Origin of the sequence: Bifidobacterium panos, assembly GCF_012932445.1 — a bacterium.
GTDB classification, from domain to species: Bacteria; Actinomycetota; Actinomycetes; order Actinomycetales; family Bifidobacteriaceae; genus Bifidobacterium; species Bifidobacterium panos.
On record NZ_JAAIIJ010000007.1, the window covers coordinates 1 to 22168 of the forward strand.

Genomic DNA, 22168 nt, shown 5'->3' on the forward strand with positions numbered 1-22168 from the left:
ACGGCGCAGTGGACGGCGAATGAGAACACGGTCACGTTCAAGGATGGCGATCACGGTACGATCGCCGCGGGCGAGACGACCAAGTACACGGTGAACACCGGCAGCCCGGTGAACGGCAAGCCGGCCGAGCCGACCGCGAACGGCGGGTACCGTTTCACCGGTTGGCTGTGCGACGAGGACAACAGGGTGTACTCGCAGGACAGCGTCGACAAGTACATCGTCGCCGGCACGAACACGGACGCGAAGTTCAAGACCGTGTCGTTTACGGCGCAGTATGTGCCGGAGTCGAGTGTGCAGGTGTTGTACAACTACGCCGGCGGCCTGGACGCCAACAACAACTCGTCGCTGGTGCTGACGGGCCTGGACGGCCAGGAATACACCACGGCCGACAAGGCGAAGGTCCCGACTGCGCTGTCTCGTACGGGTTACACGTTCAAGGGCTGGGACAAGGAGTTGTCCGAGACGTATAAGTCCGTGACGTATACCGCGGTGTGGGAGAAGACCGTGAACACGGTCGTGTTCGATAAGGGCGACGGCACCGGTTTGACCGGCACCGCGACGTACGACGTGGCTTCGGGCGACAAGGTCCCCGGCGAGCCTACGGCGAGCCCGCAGGCTGGTTGGACGTTCACTGGTTGGAAGTGCGATGCGGACGACCTGGTGTACGGCAAGGACGGCGTGAAGGGCAAGTACCTGGTTTCGGGCCTGCAGGATGGTTCGAAGCAGACGGTGACGTTTACGGCGCAGTATGCGAAGAATGATGGCGCGACGGTGGTGTTCAACGCCAACGGCGGCCAGATTTCCGGCCAGTCGCTCCTGTCCGAGTCCGGCCTCAAGGGCGGCGCCTACACGGTGCCCGCCGAGAACACCCTGTCGTGCGAGGGCTACGAGTTCGCCGGCTGGACGAACGCCAACGGCGAGACCGTGACCCCGAGTGGCGAGTACGAGTCGGATGGTGTGACCGTGTATACGGCCCAGTGGAAGGCGAAGACCCACACGTTGACGTTCGCCCAGGGCGCGAACGGCACGATCTCGGGCACCCTGTCCTACGACAGCGTGGCCACGGACGCCAAGCTGTCCGACGCCGGCGTGACCGCCCCGACGGCCACGGCGAACGCGGGCTGGACGTTCGCCGGCTGGCAGTCCGAGGAATTCGGTCTGGTCACCAGTGACCAGTTGGCCGACCTGGTCATGCCCGCCAAAGACGTGGAGATGACCGCGGTGTGGACGGCGAACGCGTTGGGTTCGGTGACGTTCGTGTTCGATGGCGGCACCGATGCCGACGGCAACCCGTCCAGGACCGTGACCGGCCCGTTGGGCACCACGTACGAGATCCCCGCGGCTCCGACCCGTACGGGTTGGACGTTCACGGGCTGGGACACGACCCCGAGCGGCTCGTTCGACAGTCCGTCGCTGGTGGTGACGGCCACGTGGAAGGAGGCCGACAACAAGGTGTCGTTCGACAAGGGCGCGCATGGCAAGCTGTCGGACAATCCGACCTACAAGGTCAAGACCAACGCCAAGCTCACCGGCGTCAAGGCCCCGACTGTGACTGTGGATGAGGGTTGGACGTTCGTGGGCTGGCAGTCGGACCAGTACGGCCTGAGGACCGCGGACGAACTGGCCGATCTGACGATGGTCGCGGGCGACGTGACGTTCACGGCGCAGTACGCGCCGGCCGCCGCCAGCGTGGTGATCTTCGCCTACAACGGCGGCCAGGACACGGACGGCAGCGCGTCCAAGGTCCTCACCGGCGCCCTGGGCACCAAGTACACCATCCCCGCCAACCCGACCCGCACCGGCTACACGTTCACCAGCTGGGACCGCAACGTGTCCGGCACGTTCGACCAGTCCCTGCTGCAGGTCAACGCCACGTGGAAGGCGAACACGTACAAGATCACGTACAAGCTCGACGGCGGCAGTGACCCGAAGAACCCGAGCACGTACACGTATGGTGTGGGCGTCGCCAGCCTGAAGAGCCCGACCCGCGAGGGTTACACGTTCGCCGGCTGGGCCGATGCGAAGGGCAACCTCGTGTCCGGTATCAGCGCCTCCGACACGGGTGACAAGACCCTGACGGCCAAGTGGACGAAGAACGCGAGCACCGACGGGCTGAACCCCGACGGCGGCACGATCCCCGAGGATTGGACCGGCGCCGACGGCCAGCTGCCCATCCCCACCAGGCCGGGCTACAAGTTCGATGGCTGGTTCGACGAGGACGGCAACCAGGTGACCACCCTGAAGGACGCGGTGGGCAAGAACCTGACCGCCAAGTGGACCAAGATCGACGACGCGTTCGACCCCGCCGGCGGCAAGCTGCCCAAGGACTGGACGGGCGCTGACGGCGAGCTTCCCACCCCGACCCTGCCGGGTTACAAGTTCGACGGCTGGTACGACGAGGACGGCAACCTGGTGACCACGGTCAAGGATGCGATCGGCAAGAAGCTGACCGCCCACTGGACGAAGCTGGACGACGCGTTCGACCCCGACGGCGGCACCCTGCCGTCGGATTGGACGGGCGAGGACGGCGACCTGCCCACCCCGACCAGGCCCGGCTACCGGTTCGATGGCTGGTACGACGAGGACGGCAACAAGGTCACCACCCTCAAGGACGCCGCCGGCAAGAAGCTGACCGCCCACTGGACCAAGCTGCCCACCACGTTCGACGTGGACGGCGACGTGACCATCCCGGACGGTTGGACCGGCGAGGACGGCAAGCTGCCGATCCCCACCAAGCCTGGTTATAAGTTCGATGGCTGGTATGACGAGGACGGCAACCCGGTGACGAACGCGGAGGATGCGGCGGGCAAGACCCTGCACCCGAAGTGGACGAAGATCGAGGATGCGTTCGACACGGATGGCGGCACTTTGCCTGACGGTTGGACCGGTGAGGATGGCAAGCTGCCGATTCCGTACAAGCCTGACTATAAGTTCGATGGCTGGTATGACAAGGACGGCAACCAGGTCACCAACACGGAAGAGGCCATTGGCAAGGATTTGGTTGCGAAGTGGACCGCTCTGCCTGACGGGTTCGACGCTGACGGCGGCACGCTGCCTTCGGGTTGGACCGGCCAGGACGGCAAGCTGCCGATCCCGACCAAGCCGAACTACAAGTTCGACGGCTGGTATGACGAGGACGGCAACCGGGTCACCAGCGTGGAGGATGCGATCGGCAAGAAGCTGCACGCCAAGTGGACGAGCATGGCGGACGGGTTCGACGCCGACGGCGGCAACCTGCCCAATGGTTGGACCGGCCAGGACGGCAAGCTCCCGTTGCCGTACAAGCCCGGCTACAAGTTCGACGGCTGGTACGACGAACAGGGCAACCTCATCACCAACGTCGAGGATGCGATCGGCAAGAAGCTGCACGCCAAGTGGACGAGTGTTGCTGACGCGTTCGACGCGAACGGCGGCACCCTCCCGTCCGACTGGACCGGTGAGGACGGCAAGCTGCCCGTGCCCACGCGTGACGGCTACCAGTTCGATGGCTGGTACGACGACGAGGGCAACCTCGTCACCAGTGTGGAGGATGCGATCGGCAAGAAGCTGCACGCCCGCTGGACCAAGGTGAACGCCCTGGCCTCCACCGGCGCCACCGGCCTTGCCGCCGCCCTGACGGCCCTCGCCCTGGCCGGCGCGGGTCTCGCGGCTAGCGCCCTGCGCCGCCGCCGCTCCCACTGACCGGCCCGGGCAACGGCCCGATCCACCGAGCTGGGCTTAACGCCCAGCTCCCCGGCCGGACCGGTCTGACCGACCGGTCCGCCGGCCCGGATCGGGCCAGCGCCCGGTCCAACCAGCCGGTTGACGGTTTCCGAAAGGCGGGGGACAACGGGGCTCGCGCCCCGTGGTTCCCCGCCTTTCTCTTCCTATCCCCAATCTCGGTTTTGCGTCCCTTGGCCCCGCTGGACGAAGAGCCCTGTGGGCTCTTCGTGGCAGCGAGCAGCGATAGCGTTGCGAGCGTCGCATAAGACGTCGGGGGCTGTCGGCCGCAAGGCCGACTGGGGGTGGTGCGGGCGTGGTCACGTGACTGGCGTGACCACCCCCAGTCGCGCGTTCGCGCGACAGCCCCCGCCTGCGGGGGCCTATAGATTCCCGTGTTTGGGTTCGCGCGCTCTTCGCAGCGGCGAGCGGCGACAGCATCGCGAGCCTCGCACAAGACAGCGGGACCCTTCAAAATTTTTCAGTTCCCTGCGTATCAGGAAGGACGGCCGACAATGAATGAGCCGCGAAGTTTCACGTCGGGTCAGCGGGCGTATTTGTCGTCGTTGGCTGCGGTGGACAGTATTGACGCGTCCTCGCGCATCCGCTACGCGGACTGGTTCCGCGTGGAGTGCATGCGCCGCTATAGGGAGGGCGAGAAGCCCGCGGCCCTGTTCCGCGAGGCCGGCCTGGATCCCAAGATCGTGGGCTACAAGCGCATCGAGCGCGCCTTCGCCCGGTGGAAGCGCTCGCCCGAGCCGGTCACGCCGGAGCGCAAGCCCGTTGACCCGCGCGACCAGCTCATCGCAGCCCAGGCCCTGCGCATCCAGCAACTAGAAGAGGAACTCCGCCTCAAGGAATAGACGCGTTGCCCCAAACGAACACAGACACGCGAACATAACCGCGTTACCCCAAACAGATATAGACAGATTTTGGGTCGGTTGTTACCGTGTGGGATGCACAGCCCAGTGGGCTGTGCATGTCGATCATCAGCGACAACGCCATATAGCGAAACCAGGCAATCTCGTGGCTTCCGCGCCATTCTGTCGGCGTGACAATGTCGTGCTTGGCATGCTCTGAATTGCGGTGCCATCAATTCCGTTCTCAGTACGTATACCGCCAACCAACAGAAAATTACGTCGAACACGGTAACAACCGACCCTCAAACAAAACATAACCGCACCACCCCAAACAGACATAAACGCGCTGCTCTCAGCCAGACATAGACGGCTTTTGGAGCGGATGTCGTTGTGTGAGACGTAAGACTTGGCCTACCGGCCCGGAGGGTGTCGAACACGGCGACATCCGCTCCAAAAGACACGTGCCTTGCTCATTTGACCGGCTTTCCCGCTGTTTTACCTGCGGGTTCTAATTGCCGTTACACGTGATAAGAACGGGATAGGTTGGTTTTGCCTTTGGGGGGTGCGCGGCGGGGAGACGATGTTTGATAGCCTCGTCCGCGACGGCTACGGGGTTGCCCGTTTTGTCAGTGAGTGAGGCGTGTGCGTATGAAGCAGAATGGGCGTGGTGTGCGATGGGTGAGGCGTTGCGTGGCGGTGTTGCTGGCCTTGGCTGCGGCGTTGGTGTTGGCGGTGCCGAGCGCGTGGGCGGCCGAGAGCAAACCGGCGCAGCAGTCCAATCCTGCAGTGAATCTGCATGCCGACAGGAAAACGGATGTTAATGGCGTAACCAGCTACAAGTTGGGCAACGCCACGGTGAAAGGCGCGAACGCCTCATATATGGTGATTGAGGTGGATAGCGGCTGGTTCACACTTACCGTGCCGCCACCAGGACAGCTGAAGCTATTCAGTGCGTTGAATACGAGCGGTGAGTTCCTGTCTGGCGAAAGTGTGGCGGTGGGCGCGAAATACAAGTATCTGTCATTCGACTCGTCGGGTCGCGACAACGCAACTTTCACAGCGAAAGACGTTCAGGCGCTGTTGCGCGATCTGATGTTCTATTTGGACGGCGACAAGGAGCAAACCGTCTCGGTGACTGTGACGAAGCCGCCTAAAGTCATGCGCAATCGTAAGGGATACGACCCGGTTCTGTTCAACGGGAACGCGTATGCCTTCATCAATGAGAAAGCTCCGGACTTTGGCCAAGCTTATGCGGATGCGCAATCCCTTACGTTCCTCGGGCGCCACGGCCATCTGATGACCATCGAATCGCAGGATGAGCACAACCTTGTTCACCGTCTGTTCGGCGAGAAAAACGGCTGGATTGGCGGCATGAAAAAGAGCAGCGCTGAGGCTGCTAAGAAAGATGGCCCCGAGGTCAAATCTCCCTGCAAAGATCAGGATTGGTATTGGGTGGCCGGCCCAAGCAGGGGCACGAAGTTCTGGAACGGCGGCAACAAACCGGGGCAAGTCGACAATATATATGCAAAGTGGGCTGACAAACAACCCACCAATTTCGTCGAGGAATGTTATGTCCAATATGGAGTGAAGAGCACCTCCGGCGCGTGGGCCGCTACGAGCTATTACGGCCTGCCGGGTCAGGATAACGGGAAACGCCATGGCACATTCCCCCAAGTCAGGGGCTTCTATGTCGAGTTTGAGCAAATCGATCCCACCCAGATTAGTCGCACGACGGCAACCACCAAGACGGTTACCGTGCAGCATCAGCTGCGCGACGTGGCCAGCAGCAATCAGGCCCCCAAAGTGCTGTCATTTACGCCCTATGAGACGATGCTGACTGCGCTGAACAAGCGCGGGTTCGATGTGAGCTCGCTGCGTGTGTCGGTGGGTGGCAGATCGCTGAGGCGCGAGACGGATGCCGTCTCGTTTAATCGCAAAACCGGCAAATTGCGAATTCGCGCCGCGAACGTGACCGACGATGTGCGCATCGAGATGGGCGCGAATTGGTTGGTGACGATTCGGGACGTGTGGTCCGACGAGCCATTGACCATATTGCGGGCGAGTAGCCTCGTGCCGCTGAAGCGAGACTCCTTGAACGAGAAAGTCGGGGCCAGGGATGGTTACACGCTCGTCGGCTATGTTCGCGAAGGTGCCGAGTGGAACTTCGATGATCTGGTGACCGGCGATATGACATTGAACCCGCGGTGGGTGCTGGATGCGCCTGTGGTGACGGTGACGCCGAAGGACGGGCAGCTGGGCGGCAGGGACGACAAGGTGACGCTGCAGGCCGACGCCAAGCTGAGCAAGGTACGCACAGTCACGTTCACGTATCAGTGGTTCAAGGATGGCGTCAAGATGCCGGGGCAGACTCGCCGCACGTTGGCGGTGAGCGAGGCGGGCGAATACGCGGTGGAGGTGACGGCAACCGATTCCACCACGAAGCTCAGCTCGCAAGCGAAGGCTGCGGCTGTGGTGACCGCCCCCAGCCAGCACACGGTCACCTTGCGCGGCAGGGACCCGTTCTCGACGCTGCTCGAGCAGTTCACGGTGGTCAACGGCGACAAGCTGGATAAAGCCGAGCTGGACGAGAGGGCGAAGCGGTCCGGCTATTCGGTCAGCAAGTACACCACGACTGATGGCGGGGAATGGCTGTTCGCCGATGGGGTGCGTGCGGATACGGTTCTGTATGCTCACTATGAGCTGGACGCGCCGGCGGTGACGGTGACGGCTGTTCCGCCCAAGCTCACGTCGGTGGGCGACAAGTCCACGCTCAACGCGCAGGTGAGGCCGCCGGTGACGGGCGCGACGGTGAGCTATCAGTGGTTCAAGGGCGGTGTGCCGATTGCGGGCGCGACGGGCGCGAGCCACGAGACGGACCAGTGGGGTGACTACACGGTTCAGGTGACGGTGGTCGATTCGCAGACGGGCATGTCGTCCGTCGGCGTGGCGCCGGTGACGGTGAGCGCGCCTGCCAAGCACACGGTGACTGTCAGGGAGAAGGACGGCTCCGTGACGCATCTGAAGGTGGATGTGTTCCACGGCGGCACGGTGGGCGCGCGTGCGCTGGGTGGCGTTAGCAAGCGCGGCTATGTGCTGGACGGCTGGGTGAAGGCGGACGGCACGAGGTTCGATCCGGCCGCGGACAAGATTACGGGTGACTTGGTCATTAGCCCGGTGTGGCAGCCGGCCGAGCGCGCCGCGCCGCTGAGCGACACTGGCCTTACGGTGGTTGCGCCGGTTGTGGCCGTGGTGCTCCTGCTGGTCGTCGCTGGTGTGCTGGCGGTATTGAGGTGGCGGCGCAAGTAAGCCGCGAATGAACTGCGAGGTGCGTCGGAAGGGTTGTTGTTCCGGCGCACCTTGCTCTATTTCTTTAGCGCTTTAGCTGCGCGTTCGCACGACAGCTCCCGGTGTTTCGTGGGATTTTGTGGGTTATTCGCGCTGTTCGCTTAGATAAGCCTGATTAAGCGCTTAATTAATAAAGAAGCAAGCGAACAGACCGATCTGAAGCCTGAAATAATAGGGAATAGACAAAGTAAAGACATAAGAACGCCTGAAAATAAAGCCTTTTCAGCCCAAATCGCAGATAATGGCATACGCATTGAGCGCAGCGGAGAACACGCTGAAGCAACTTAAGCGCTTGATATACTGAAACAGCGCCTTTATGCTAAGGGATACCACTTCACTTCAGACAGGCGTGGAAGCTAGGCTGATGAGAGGGGGTCGCTTCAAACGGTTCGAAGCAGAACCACGAAAGCGACGGAACAGCGAAACGACCAAAATCGATTCGCGCGTCCACGAAGGAAGGACCAGAAAGAATGAATATCAAGAAACTCGTTGCGGCCGGTGTGGCAGCTGTCTGCATGGTGAGCATGGCCGCTTGCGGTGGCTCCAGCAGCTCCAGTGGTGACAAGAAGACCGACCTGACTTACGACCAGATCACGCTCGGCGAGACCGGCAAAGACATCACGACCACCATCAAGTTCTACAATGGCCGCACCGACATGTCCCTGGACTCCTATCCGGGCAAGAACTGGAAATCCTACATCGAGGACTTCAACAAGCTGTATCCCAACATCAAGGTCGAATCCCAGGCGGATTCCAACTACGCGGACAACGCGCTGACCCGTCTGCAGGGCGGCGACTGGGGCGACATCATGATGATCCCCTCGGTCGATAAGTCCGAAATGTCCAACTACTTCATCTCCTACGGCGACACCGACACCATGTCCAAGCAGGTCAAGCTCGCCAGCGAAAAGGCCTATGACGGCGAAACCTACGGCGTCGCCACCGACGGCCAGACCTCCGGCGTGATCTACAACAAGAAGGTCTTCAAGGAGGCCGGCATCACCGAGCTGCCGAAGACCCCCGAGGAGTTCATCAACGCCCTCAAGGCAATCAAGGACAAGACCGACGCCATCCCGCTGTACACCAACTACGCGGCCGGCTTCACGATGGGCGCCTGGGATGCCTACATCGGCACCACCGCCACCGGCGACAACACATACATGAACCAGAAGCTCGTGCACACCAAGGCCCCGTTCGCCGATCCGGGCGACGGCACCCATGCCTACAACGTGTACAAGGTGCTGTACGACGCCGTGAACCAGGGCCTGACCGAAGAGGATTACTCCACCACCGATTGGGAGTCCTCCAAGAGCATGATCAACAACGGACAGATCGGCACGATGGTGCTTGGCGCTTGGGCTGTCACGCAGATGCAGCAGGCCGGCGACAACGCGGACGACATCGGCTACATGCCGTTCCCGATTTCCATCAAGGGCAAGCAGTACGCCGCGATGGGTGGCAACTATTCGATGGGCATCAACGTGAAGTCCTCCAAGGACAACCAGGAAGCCGCCATGATCTTCGTCAAGTGGCTCACCGAGAAGTCCGGCTACGCGATGAACGAAGGCGGCATCCCGATCAAGTACGGCGACGAGGACCTGCCCTCCATCTACGAGGACTTCAAGGAAGTCACGATGGAAGTGGACGCCGATTCGCTTGAAGGTGAAGAGGATCTGTTCACCGAGGTCAACTCCGATTCCGAGCTGGGCATCAACTCCAACGGCAACAAGCGCGTCCAGGCCATCGTCGAGCACGCCGCCAACAAGGACAAGAGCTACGACGACATGGTGGCCGAGTGGAACGACGCATGGTACAAGGCCATGCAGAACGACGACGCCGAAGCCAAGTACTGATCGGCTGATCGCTTGATCGCTTAATCGCGCGGGTCGCAAGGCTCGTCTCCTCCTTACATCAGTGATGCCGGCAGCCGCACCACCGTGGCTGTCGGCCTCACCCACTTCATCAGACAGTAATCTCAGCAGAAAAGAGATCATCATGACTACCGCGCTTGCGGATGCCGCGCCCACCACCGTGGCCGACATCCCCTTCAACACCCACAAGCGCGACTGGAAGAAAGGCGCCATCATCGTCGCCTTCTGTATCATCCCGGTCGCCTTGCTGGTGGTGTTCACCTACTGGCCGTTCATTCAGATGTGCGGCTACAGCTTCTACAAGATGAAGTACATCGGCACGCCCAAGTGGGTGGGTCTGAAGAACTACGCTGACATTTTCACGCGCCCCGAACTGCTCGCCACCTTGAAGCTCAGCCTTTATTACATGGTGGGTGCGCTGGTGCAGGTGGCGCTGGCTCTGTATTTGGCGACCGTGCTCGCGTTCAAGGTGCGCGGCGGCAGCTTCTTCAAAGGCGCCATCTTCTTCCCGTACCTGATCAACGGCATCGCGGTCGGCTTCATTTTCAAGTTCTTCTATACCCGCGGCTACGTGCTTGACACCGTGCTGCAATGGTGCGGCTTCTCGCAGGATCAGTTGCCCTACTGGCTGAAGGACCAGGCTATCAACAACTGGTCGCTGGTCGGTTCGTCCATCTGGCGCTACCTCGGCTCCACGCTGATTCTGTTCATCGGTGCCATCATGTCCATCGACTCGACGCTGTACGAAGCGGCCGAGATCGACGGCGCGAACAAGTGGCAGCAGTTCAAGCACATCATCCTGCCCGGCATCCAGACCATTCTGGTGCTCAACATCATTCTGTCCATCACCGGTTCGCTCTCCGCCTTCGAAGGCCCCTACGTCATCACCTCCGGTGCAAACGGCACCGGCACCTACATGGTGCAAATGGACAAGATCGCCCACACCGATCAGAAGGTGGGTCTCGCCTCCGCAATGGCCGTGGTGCTGCTGGTGATTATCATCATCTGCACGCTGCTGCAGAAAATCGTGATGGGGTTGCTGTTCAGAAACGCCGACGACGGCACGGCCAAGGCCGCCAAGGCGGCGCGTAAGTCCGACAAGGCCCGCCGTCGCGCCCTGAAGCGCGCCAATAAGGTCGCAACCGGCAAAGCCCCATTGTTCAAGAACGGAAAGGCGGTTGCGTGATGTCCAGCACAACCATGACCCCACAGAAAATAGAGCAAGCGGGCTTCGGCTATCACTTGAAACTGTGGATCTTGAGCTTCCTGAAATACTTCAGCTTGGTGTTCATCACCTTCTGGATTCTGCTGCCGCTGGTGACCTGCTTCTTCACCGCGGCCAAAGACAACGAGGAATGGCAGTCCACCTCCGTGATGACGCTGCCGAAGAACCTGTTCAACTTCTCGAACTACGTCGAGGCGTTCAAGCTGTCGAACATGGGCGTCGCATTCCGCAACTCCATCATCGTGCTGGTGGCGGTGTGCTTCCTGACCACCATCATCGGCACCCAGCTGGCGTATGTGCTCAGCCGCTTCGCCTTCCCGGGCAACGCGCTGATCCGCACCGCCTTCATGATGGCCGCGCTGCTGCCGGGCATCGCCATGCAGGTGGCCGTCTACAAGATCATGGGCACGTTCCACTTGATCAACTCGCTGTGGGGCTACATCATCATGTCGATGGGCACCGATGTGATCTCGATTTACATCTTCATCCAGTATTTCGAGAACATCTCCATCTCGCTTGACGAAGCCGCGCTGATGGATGGCGCAAGCTACTTCACCATCTACTCGCGCATCCTGCTGCCGCTGCTCAAGCCGGCCATCGTGACCTGCTTGATTTTGAAGGGCGTGGGTATCTACAACGAGTACTACTCGGCTAATCTCTATCTGCAAGACAAGAAGAGACTCGGCACAGTGGCCATTTCGCTGTATTCATTCACCGGGCCGCAAGGGTCGAAATACAACCTGATCTGCGCGGGTGTGATTATCACACTGCTGCCGGCCCTGATCGCGTTCCTGATCTTCCAGAAGCAGATCTACAACGGCGTCGCCGCTGGCGCGGTTAAGGAATAACGTCTCTTGCCTCCCGCCAGCGGGAGGCAAGAACTTCAAATTACTCCAGGAGCAAACATGACTCACACACCTCACACTTTCGCACCACTCGCCGGAGGGTGGACGCTGACCGCGCTGAACCTCGAAGCCGTGCCGGAAGCACTGCGCGAGCAACTGGCGGCCGGCATCCCCGCCACCGTGCCGGGCGAGGCCGCGCTCGACCTGCTCAACGCGGGGCTCATCGCCGACCCGTTCGACGGTGCCAACGAAAAGGAACAGCAGTGGATCGGTGACGTGGATTGGCGTTTCACCTGTCAATTCGACTGGCACGACGACGGTTCCGAGCGTCATGACTTGGTGGCGTTCGGTCTCGACACCATCGCCTCGCTCGAACTGAACGGGCGGCACGTCGCCGAAACGCGCAATTTCCACCGCTCCTACCGGTGGGATGTGCGTGATCTGCTGCGCGAGGGCGCCAACGAGCTGAGCGTGAGCTTCACCTCGCCGGTGCGCCACAGCGACGAGCAGGAGGCGCGCCGCGGCTATTGGCCGCACACCGAACACCACGCGTTCAACCAGATTCGCAAGCCCAGCTACTCCTTTGGCTGGGACTGGGGCATCGACGTGGCGAACGCCGGTATTTGGCGCGAAATCGGCATCGATTCGTGGAGCGGCGTGCGCCTGAAGTGTGTGCGGCCGTTGGTGGACGTCGCCGCCGACGGCACCGGTGTGCTCACCGTGCATGTCGAGGTCGAGCGCGCTGGTGAGGGGCGTGTGATGAGCCCGGGCGAGTCCCACGCCCAGCTGACACCGGTCGACGTGCATGTCGCGCTCAGCGGTTTCGGTGCCGATGTCGAAACCGATGTGGTGGTGCCCGCAGGGCGCAACACTGCTGCGGCGCGACTTGCCGTGCCGGCTGTGAAGCGCTGGTGGCCGCTGGGTTACGGCGACCAACCGCTGTATGACATCACCGTGAGCGCCGGTGTTCAAGCCACGTGGGAAGGGCACGTTGGCTTCCGCACCGTGCACGTCGACACGCGCGCCGACGAGGCGGGCCGCCCGTTCCAGATTTACGTCAACGACGTGCCGGTGCATGCGCACGGCTACAACTGGATTCCCGACGACGCCTATATCGCCCGCGTCGCCAAGCGCGACTATGAGCGCGGCGTGCGCGACCTGGTGGAATCGAACTCCAACATGGTGCGCGTGTGGGGCGGCGGCATCTACGAAGCCGACGAATTTTACGACATGTGCGACCGCGCGGGCGTCATAGTCTGGCAGGACTTCATGCTCGCCTGCGCCGCCTACCCGGAGGACGCCGAAACCAAGACGGAAGTCGAAGCCGAAGCGCGCGAGGCCATCGTGCGCCTGTGCCCGCACCCCAGCCTGATCGTATGGAACGGATCCAACGAAAACTATGTGGCCTACTCCGAGTGGGGCGGCTACAAGCAGGCGCTGCGTGACGACGATCGCGCGGCGAACGAATACGGCTACGGCGAAAAGCCGTGGGGCGACTACTACTACTCCGAGCTGTTCCCGGCGCTGCTCGCCGAACTCGACCCCACGCATGTGTATCTGCCGAGTTCGCCGATGAGCTTCACCAAGTTCGTGGGCGCCAACTGGGACACCGACGGCACCATGCACATCTGGGACGCTTGGAACCGCAAGGATTACCGCGTCTACGCGCAGTACACCCCGCGCTTCGCCGACGAGTTCGGCTATCAGGCGCCGCCCGCGTTCAGCACTCTCACCCGCGTGGTGCACGACGCCAAGCTCGACCCGTTCGGCGAGCAAATGCTCGTGCATCAGAAAGCCTCCGGCGGCAACTACAAGCTGGCGCGCGGCATGCGCTCGCACCTGACCCCAGGCCACATCAACGACGTGAGCTTCGGCGGTGTGACCAACGGCAAGCCCTCCGACGGCGAGCACTCCTGGCTTATCGACACCGACAACTGGGCCGACATCGAGGATTGGCACTGGGCATGCCAGCTGCAGCAGGCGCAGGCCATGCGCTTCGGCGTGGAGCATATGCGCTCGCTGGAACCGGTGAACGCCGGCGCGCTGATCTGGCAGCTCAACGACGATTGGCCGGTCGTCTCGTGGGCGGCCGTGGACTTCGACGGGCACCGCAAGCCCCTGTGGTACGCCTCGCGCGACTTCTTCGCGCCGCGACTGGCCACCATCCAGCCGCGCACGTCCGAGGAATACCGCGCCACCCATAGCTGGGAAGGCGAGCCGACCGCCACCGACCATCTCGAGCTCATCGTGCTCAACGACACGTTGGATGCGTGGAAGGGCACGTGGAAGGTCGAGCGCGTGGCGTTTGATGGCACGGTGCTGGCCAGCGAATCCTTCGACGTCGCGCTGAGTGCTGCGGGGCATGCGGGCTTGGTGTTGAGCGAGGAAGTCGCCACGTTCGGCGACCCGACGCGCGAACTGCTCGTCGCCACATGCGCCGATGGCGCGTTCGCCCGCGTGATCTACAACCCGGCCGAGGTGATCGATCAGGCGCTGGTGTCTCCCGATGAGGCGCTTGGCGTTGCGGCCGTCGCCGTGGATGGCGGCTATGAGCTGACCGTCACCGCTGAAAGCTATGTGCGCGACCTGTTCTGCATGGCGGACAAGGTGGACGCGGGCGCCCATGTGGACGAGGGAATGGTGTCCCTCCTGCCGGGCGAATCGGTCACGCTGCACATCACTTCCGCGGCGGAAGTCGAGCCTACCGCTTTCGCCGCTCCGAACGTGCTGCGTTCGGCCAATGACCTCAAGCGCTGATTCGTCAGCCTTGATTTGGAAGGAATAAGCGCTTCGGAATCGTTTGAGGTTCTGAAGCGCTTATTACGTTCGTAATACTGGGGTTTGTGTACTATCCTTGGGCTGGAACGATGGTAAGTGATTGTAAGCAATCACCCATATACGGCACGGAAAGGAGCGCGCTGTGGCCGGGCAGAAGAACAAGGTCACCATCTTCGACGTCGCCAAGGCGTCGGGGGTGTCCAGCAGCGCCGTCTCTTATGCGCTTAATGACAAGCCGGGCGTGTCCGAAGCAACTCGCGCGAAAGTGCTCAAGGTGGCTCAGCAACTCGGCTGGAAGCCCAATGGTGCCGCCCAATCGCTGGCGCGTTCGAACACCAGCCGCATCGGCGTGGTGCTGGCCCGCGAAGCGCATCTGCTGTCCGTCGAACCTTACATGATGGAGCTGCTCGCCGGCCTCGGCGCCGAGCTGGAGCAGCACGATTATTCATTACTGCTGCGCTTCGCCGTGGGGCGCGACACCGAGATGGCGATTCTGAACGACTGGATCGCCACGGGCAGCGTGGACGCGTTGCTGCTGGTCAACTTGGAAATGAACGACCGGCGCGTGGCTCTGCTGAAGAAACACCCCGAGATGCCGGTGCTCGCCATGTGCGACCCGTCGCTGTCGGGCGGATTGCCGGCCATGCGCAGCCTTGATATGCAAGCCGTGGGCAAGGCCGTTTCCTATCTGCACGATTTGGGTCATCAGCGCATCGGGCGTGTGGGCGGCCCGGAAAGTTTCGGCCACTCCTATATCCGCGATGCGGCGTTTTGTGACGCGGCCACCGAGCTGGGCGTGCGCTACCGCTGTTTGCACGCGGATTACACGCCGAAAGGCGGCATCGAGGCAACCAAACTGTTGCTGTCGGTCGAGCCCCGCCCCACCGCAATCATCTACGACAACGACGTGATGGCTCTGGCCGGCATGGGCATCGCGCGCGAAATGGGCTTCGACGTGCCGCAGGATTTGTCGATCATGGCATGGGACGATTCCTTCATGTGCACGGCGGTGTTCCCGCACCTGACGGTGATGGGCCGCGACATCGTCGGCTCGGGGCGCAAAGCCGCCCGTCTGCTGCTCGACCTCATCGACGGCAAGCAAGTCACCGTCGTGGAGGAATCGCCTTACGACCTGCGCGAGCGTGCCTCCACCGGGCCGGCGCCCATCCTTGCCGGCGAGTGAGTAGGCGAGTGAGCGAGTGGGCCGTCTGATCGTTTGGTCGGAGCAAGGTTGTACTCTTAAGCGAGCTGCCTTAGACGCACGATTTGCTGCACGCATGGGTGGCGCGTATACACACTCCTGCCGCGGAACGACCGTGGCCGAATAGTCCGAAGGAGGTGGGTGATGTCTGCGCATAAGTACGAACTGATGTTTATTGCCGATCCCGAGCTGGATGAGCGCGGTCTGAAGAAGCTGACCGAGCAATATCTTGGGCTCGTCACCAAGGAGGGCGGCTCTGTCGATGAACCCGATTACTGGGGGCGTCGCAAGCTCGCTTATGAGATTGAGGGCAAGACCGAAGGCAACTACGTTGTGGTGACCTACAGCGCCGAACCCGCTGTCAGCGACGAGCTCGACCGTGTGCTCAACCTCAACGAATCCGTGATCCGCACGAAGATTCTTCGCAAGGACACCAAGTAATTTTTAGATTCAGCGTTTGCTGGGTATCGAGTTTTAAGGACACGTCATGGCAGGTGAAACGATTATCACAGTGGTGGGCAACCTCACTGCGGACCCCGAACTGCGTACGATTGGCAGCGGCGCGTCCGTCGCCAGCTTCACCATTGCGTCGACACCGCGCAGTTTCAACCGTCAGACCGGCCAGTTCGAGGACGGTCAGGCGCTGTTCATGCGCTGCTCGGCATGGCGTGATCTCGCCAACCATTGCGCGCAGAGCCTGTCCAAGGGCATGCGCGTGATTGCGCAGGGGCGCTTGCAACAGCGTTCCTATCAGGCGCAAGACGGTTCCAACCGCACTGTCGTGGAGATGACGGTCGATGAGATCGGCCCGTCCCTGCGATATGCCACCGCGCAAGTGACCCGCCAATCGTCCGGTCAGGGCGGCTTTGCGGGGCGCGACAACAACGGCGGCAATGGTGGTAATGGCGGCTTCGTCAGTAGCACCGGCTTTGGCGGTTATTCCGGCGGTGCAAGCTATACCGGCGGCAATGGCGGTTTCGGCGGCGGCCAGCAGAATGCAGCTCCGGCCAATCCGCCCGCCAGCCAAGCGCCCGCGGCCGACCCGTGGGGCGACGGCGGCAATTCCGGTGGTGGCTTCTCGACGTTCGGCGGTTCCTCCGATTTCGGCGGCAACGACGACGAGCCCGAGTTCTGATATCGAGTGATACCCAACCCAAGCACTGTCAATTCTCGCGAACATACACGTTTATATTTATAAGGAGAACATCATGTCACGCAAAAGGCCGCAACCACCGGTCAAGCCGTTCAAGAAGAGGCCGAACCCGCTGAAGGCGGCGAAGGTCACCGAGATCGATTACAAGGACGTCGCGCTGCTGCGCAAGTTCATCTCCGATCGCGGCAAGATTCGTTCCCGTCGCATCACCGGCGTTTCCGTCCAGGAACAGCGCGAGATTTCAAAGGCCATCAAGAACGCCCGCGAAATGGCTCTGCTGCCCTACGCCACTTCCGGTCGCTGAAGTAAGGAGGCTTTGAAATTATGGCTGATACCAAGGTTATTCTTACCCAAACCGTTGCCAACCTCGGTCACTCCGGTGATGTCGTTGAGGTCAAGGCCGGCTTCGCCCGCAACTACCTGATCCCGCAGGGCTTCGCCTTCGCGTGGAACAAGGGTGCCGAGGCGCAGATCGCCGCCATGAAGCGCGCCCGCCTGGCCAAGGCCGTCGCCACGCGCGAAGAGGCCGTCGAGGCCAAGAGCGTGCTCGAAGGCTCCGTGGTGGAGATCAAGGCCAAGGTGAGTGAGTCCGGCAAGCTGTTCGGTGGCGTGTCCGCTGATCTGATTGCCCAGGCGCTGGCTTCCAAGGTCGCCGTCGATGCCAAGTCCATCGAGGTCGAGACCATCAAGACCACCGGCGAGTTCCCGGCCAAGGTCGCGCTCCACCCGGAGATCACCGCCACCTTCACGGTGAAGGTCGTCGCCGAGTGACGTTGCCTGCTGGCCGATTGCCGGCCGTCTGATTGTGGGCGGCTGGCCGGTTTATCAGGCTGGATCACAGGCTGAACCAAACCGAGCTTAAGCATAGTTAAGTGTCCCCGTATGCCGATAAGGCGTGCGGGGACACTTGCTATTTTGCTTGCTATTTGGGGGATATGGCTGGGCCTGGCCATGCGGTGTGCGGCATGCGGTGTGCGGTATGCGTGGTGCGGCATACGGCACCATTTTTGGGGGTTTCTTAGGGTTATAGGCCAAAATGTGTGTCTGAGGGGCGTCATTCGGTGGCGTTTGGGTATCGTGTGCTGGTGTGGAATTCGTTCCAGTCGATGCCGGTGCCGTACCGGTTGGGGATGCCGAACGTCTCGTACGCGCCCTGCGGGCCGTGTTCCCAGGCCTGCCTGTAGTTGCTCGATTTGCCGGTCGGTGAGCGCGTTGGCGGCCAGCCAGCCGGCCGGTTCCGGGCGTTCGCCGTGTTGGTGGCACCACCAGCAGATCGCCTTGATCCGACGCAGCAGGCTCAGGCCCCGGTGGTGGCGCAGCATGTCGCGGATGCGCGCGTTCCATGATTCGATGAGGTTGTTCGTCCGCCGGTACCGGTGTCTCGCATCCGGGGCGCAGGGGAATTCTCATACCCCTTAAGGCAACCACATTCAAACGCCCCTCGCACCTACTGCCGCAACGCGTCCGACCCTGTTTTAGACACACATTCTGGCCGACCTCGAAAGTCCCCGCCACCACATTCAAACGGCTCTTAGCCCTTGCGGCACAAGGGCTAAGAGCCGATTTCAGACACACATTTTGGCCGCTAACCCGTTTCTTAGGGGTGGAATGCTGCGTATGAATCTCTGATAGCCTCGGCGGCGGCAAGTTGCGGGTTCGCCCGTTTGGCAGTTTTTTAGGAGTGAGGTTGTACGGATATGAAGCAGAATGGATATGGAACGCGCTGGTTGTGGCGTTGCGCGGCGACATTGCTGGCTGTGGTGATGTCGTTGGCGCTGGCCGTGCCGGGTGCGTGGGCGACGGAGGAGACGGATACGGGGGAGCAGAACGGGCGAACGAGTGGGTCCTCGAGTCCGCCGCGACCCCTGCCGGGACGGGATGAGTCGTCGGATAGTGATCAGCTGCAGGAGAGGCTGTCGGGTAGCAGTGGGCTAGGTGGCGCGAGTGGCAGTAAGCCAGATGGCAGCGGACAGTCCAGGCCGAGAATAACTGACCTTCGGGTTACGGTGGGCGGCACTCGCCAGATCACGTATCCAATTGACAGGGGTGCAGAATCTCCGTTTAATGTGCCCACATCTCCGAGCGGGCCGCCCAGTGGTCCAGGATCCAAAGATTCGGCGGACGGATCTCACACAGCGAAGCATGGGTATCCCCACATAAATCTGAATACCGACAAGAAGACGAGCGCGGGTAGTATCGACTACAAGCTGAGCGACGTGACAGTGACAAGCGGAACCAGTGTGTATGTGGTCGTTGAGGTAGATAATGGTTGGTTCACTATTGGTGATGTTGCTGGTGTGCCTGCGAATCTGCAGGCCGCGCCGGCCATCCATACATTAGATGCGGATAACAATTTCGGGGGAATACTAGTCAAGCCGGGGCAGCGTTATCGATATACCGCGTTTAATAATAAGGACGGGGCTTCGATTTTTTCTCCGAGTGATCTTCAAAAGTATCTGCAAAGTCTGACATTCCATCCAGGCGAGGGTAGGACGCAAACGGTGTCGGTGAGTGTGTCGAGTACGCCGTTGCAGGCGTCTTATTACAGCGGCATGAAGAAAAACTACGATGCGCATCTGTTTGATGGGCACGGATATACCTTCATTGGCAGTGATAGTAAACTTAACAGATTTGATGAGGGTTATGGATTGATGCAGTTCGTTTCCTTCTTCGAAGGAAAAGGTGGCCATTTACTGACTATTGAATCGCAGGCGGAAAACAGCCTTATCCATAACCTGTTTGATAAAAAGAGCGGCTGGATTGGCGGTGCGCGAAGCACTTACAGCGATGCTGTAGCTAATAAGGAGACTTTCAGTTCTGTTTGTAGTGGCGAGGACTGGCATTGGGTTGGTGGCCCAAGTGCGGGCGTGAAGTTCTGGAGAGGTTCTGGCATTTCGGGTACCGTCCCAAGCGTATACGCAAATTGGGCTCCGGGTCAGCCCAGTGGTAATCCTGACGAATGTTATGTCCGATATGACGAGTCCGGTGCATGGAGTGCTGTGAAGAACAAAGATTCCAGCGTTGAGGGATTCTATGTCGAGTTTGACAAGCTGGACAACAGCAAGATTGGCCGAGTTACGGGAACTGTCAATATATTCGACGTGAAATTCCAGTTGCACAACATGACGAGTGACGATTCCATGAAGAGAGTGCTGGAAGGCATGCTCTATAAGACGACGCTGAGGCCGGAAAATGGCCGTGAGCTGGACGAAGCGACGGTGAAGGTGACAGTGGGCGGTCATGAACTCGATAAGAGTAAGTATTCGTTCAATTCCAATACCGGCACATTGACGATTCCCGGCAAGCACGTGACCGGCGATATAGGGGTTACGGCTATGGCGAAACGGATTGTGACGCTTCATGGCCCCGGAATTTCCACGCCGGTGACCTTGCATGTGCCGAACGGGAAGAAGCTGGACAAGGATACCTTGGACAAGGCAATCGTTAAGACTGGCTACTCGATTTCCGGCTACCTGAAGGACGGCGCTCCTTGGAACTTCCAAGCATCGGTGACCGAGGATATGACGTTGACCCCACAGTGGATGCTGGAAGCTCCCACAGTGACGGTGAAGCCGACAGCCACGCGGTTGGAAGAGCGAAATTCCAAGGTACATTTGCACGCCGAGGCAAAGCACGACAAGGTGCCGACCGTGACGTTCAGGTACCAGTGGAGCAAGGACGGCAAGGAGATACCGGGTAAGACCGATGCCGAGTTGACGGTGACCGATCCGGGCACGTACACGGTGACTGTCACGGGCACGGATCCGGCCACGAACGTCAAATCGCAGGCGGAGGCGACGGCTACGGTGGCCGCACCTCACCAGCGCACGGTCACGCTCAAGGGCCGTGATGGATTCGAGTCCGTGTTCACCAAGCTCACGGTAACGAACGGCGACAGGCTCACCAGAGGGCAGTTGGATGACAAGGTGAGTCAGAGCGGCTATACGATCACCAAGTACACCAAGTCCGATGGCAGTGAGTGGAGGTTCGGTGACGCAGTGCGTGCCGACCTGACCCTGCAGCCGCACTTCCAGCTGAAGGCGCCGACGGTGACAGTGACGGCCAATCCGCCGAGGATCGCGTTGGTGGGCGGCAAGTCCACGCTCGACGTGCAGGTCACTCTGCCGGTTCCGGGTGCCAAGATTAGCTATCTCTGGTTCAGGAACGGCGCGCCGGTTACGGACATGACGGAATCGACCCACCAAACCGCTGAATGGGGCATGTACCTAGTCGAGGTGACGGTGACCGATCCGAGGACGGGCCTGTCGTCTAAGAGCTCGATGTCGGTGACTATCGGCGCGCCCGACAAGCACAGGGTGACGGTCAAGGAGAAGGACAGTGCGCATGTCTACCTGACGCTCGACGTGTACAACGGCGGCTTGGTGGATATGGCCGAGTTGTCCCGCGTCAAGAAGGACGGCCATGTGCTGGATGGCTGGGTGAGAGAGGATGGTTCGACGTTCAGTCCGGGCACGGATAAGATCACCAGCTCGCTGACCATCAGTCCGGTGTGGAAACCGAGCGAGCAGGTTGCCAGGCCTAAGAGGGCGTTGACCGACACTGGTCTCGCGGTGGCCGCTCCGGCTGTGGCCGCGGCGCTGTTGCTGACCGCCGCTGGCGCGCTGGTGGCGCTCCGACGCCGCCGCAACCAGTAGCGCTTGTCGCCCACCAGGGTGCGCCGCCGACGAACGCGCGGCGCACCCTGCCCCTCGGGGTTTGCTGGTTAAAATGCGGCGACACGCCGTGTTTGCGCAACGGCTGATTGCGAGTAAGCTGAACGCTTGGCTCATTAAATGACCAGCGCCCCTTTAGCTCAGTTGGTTAGAGCAGCTGACTCTTAATCAGCGTGTCCAGGGTTCGAATCCCTGAGGGGGCACTTTTCAAACCCACTGGAAACAGTGGGTTTTTCCTTTGTTTTCAAGGGTTTTCGTCATATTTGAAATATCGTAAAATATGGTGAAATATGGTGAATTATAGAAATTTTGTGGGCAAAATGTGGGCACAAAACCACGCCGCCCACCCATGCGGCTGCCCGGGTTCGACCCGGAAAGTATGATCGCAGTCGATTAATTTTCGGGTGGCAAACTCAAACTCGGGCTTGAAACTCAAACTCGGGTTTGGAAGTCAACCCGCAGATTCTTCCCAAGCCGGACTCGACACGGCGAGACCATTTTCCTGATGCCGGGAAAAT

General features: G+C 60.9%; 13 protein-coding genes, 1 tRNA gene and 1 pseudogene. 14 read left to right on the plus strand and 1 reads right to left on the minus strand.

The window, feature by feature from the left end; translation table 11 throughout:
- The 12 genes from G1C94_RS02800 to rplI all read left to right on the plus strand — a co-directional run.
- Positions 1-3681: InlB B-repeat-containing protein (locus G1C94_RS02800; protein WP_172144446.1), on the plus strand; the 3681-nt coding region annotated here is incomplete at its 5' end.
- Between the two features lie 533 nt (positions 3682-4214).
- Positions 4215-4562 (plus strand): hypothetical protein, encoded by a 348-nt coding sequence (locus tag G1C94_RS02805; protein WP_172144448.1) that lies wholly within the window; start codon positions 4215-4217, stop codon positions 4560-4562.
- A 645-nt stretch (positions 4563-5207) separates the two neighbouring features.
- Complete coding sequence (locus G1C94_RS02810; protein WP_172144450.1) at positions 5208-7865, plus strand: hypothetical protein; 2658 nt, start codon at positions 5208-5210, stop codon at positions 7863-7865.
- A gap of 509 nt (positions 7866-8374) precedes the next feature.
- Positions 8375-9757 (plus strand): ABC transporter substrate-binding protein, encoded by a 1383-nt coding sequence (locus G1C94_RS02815; RefSeq protein ID WP_172144452.1) that lies wholly within the window; start codon positions 8375-8377, stop codon positions 9755-9757.
- Positions 9758-9899: 142 nt separating this feature from the next.
- Positions 9900-10961: a carbohydrate ABC transporter permease gene (locus G1C94_RS02820; protein ID WP_172144454.1), complete on the plus strand. Its 1062-nt coding sequence runs from the start codon at positions 9900-9902 to the stop codon at positions 10959-10961.
- Positions 10961-11848 carry a carbohydrate ABC transporter permease gene (locus G1C94_RS02825; protein WP_172144456.1) on the plus strand — a complete coding sequence of 296 codons (888 nt, stop codon included), beginning with the start codon at positions 10961-10963 and terminating at the stop codon, positions 11846-11848. The genes G1C94_RS02820 and G1C94_RS02825 overlap by 1 nt, the downstream gene beginning before the upstream one ends.
- Positions 11849-11905: 57 nt before the next feature.
- A complete protein-coding gene (locus G1C94_RS02830; protein ID WP_172144458.1) occupies positions 11906-14602 on the plus strand; it encodes a glycoside hydrolase family 2 protein in 2697 nt (898 codons plus the stop codon).
- A 163-nt stretch (positions 14603-14765) separates the two neighbouring features.
- Positions 14766-15806 (plus strand): LacI family DNA-binding transcriptional regulator, encoded by a 1041-nt coding sequence (locus G1C94_RS02835; RefSeq protein ID WP_172144460.1) that lies wholly within the window; start codon positions 14766-14768, stop codon positions 15804-15806.
- Positions 15807-15968: 162 nt separating this feature from the next.
- Positions 15969-16265 carry a 30S ribosomal protein S6 gene (gene rpsF / locus G1C94_RS02840; protein ID WP_172144462.1) on the plus strand — a complete coding sequence of 99 codons (297 nt, stop codon included), beginning with the start codon at positions 15969-15971 and terminating at the stop codon, positions 16263-16265.
- A 46-nt stretch (positions 16266-16311) separates the two neighbouring features.
- A complete protein-coding gene (locus tag G1C94_RS02845) occupies positions 16312-16959 on the plus strand; it encodes a single-stranded DNA-binding protein (RefSeq protein WP_172144464.1) in 648 nt (215 codons plus the stop codon).
- Positions 16960-17032: 73 nt separating this feature from the next.
- Positions 17033-17281, plus strand: a complete 249-nt coding sequence (gene rpsR, locus G1C94_RS02850; protein ID WP_172144466.1) for a 30S ribosomal protein S18 — start codon at positions 17033-17035, stop codon at positions 17279-17281.
- A 20-nt stretch (positions 17282-17301) separates the two neighbouring features.
- The gene (gene rplI, locus G1C94_RS02855; protein WP_172144468.1) at positions 17302-17748 is read left to right on the plus strand and encodes a 50S ribosomal protein L9; all 447 of its coding nucleotides are present in this window, start codon (positions 17302-17304) and stop codon (positions 17746-17748) included.
- A gap of 283 nt (positions 17749-18031) precedes the next feature.
- Here rplI and G1C94_RS02860 read toward each other — a convergent pair.
- A pseudogene (locus G1C94_RS02860) lies at positions 18032-18341 on the minus strand (IS256 family transposase); the annotation flags it as partial.
- Positions 18342-19976: 1635 nt separating this feature from the next.
- On the opposite strand from G1C94_RS02860, the gene G1C94_RS02865 reads away from it, so the two are divergent.
- Positions 19977-21632 (plus strand): hypothetical protein, encoded by a 1656-nt coding sequence (locus G1C94_RS02865; protein ID WP_172144470.1) that lies wholly within the window; start codon positions 19977-19979, stop codon positions 21630-21632.
- Between the two features lie 147 nt (positions 21633-21779).
- A tRNA-Lys gene (locus G1C94_RS02870) sits at positions 21780-21853 on the plus strand.
- Positions 21854-22168 lie beyond the last annotated feature (315 nt).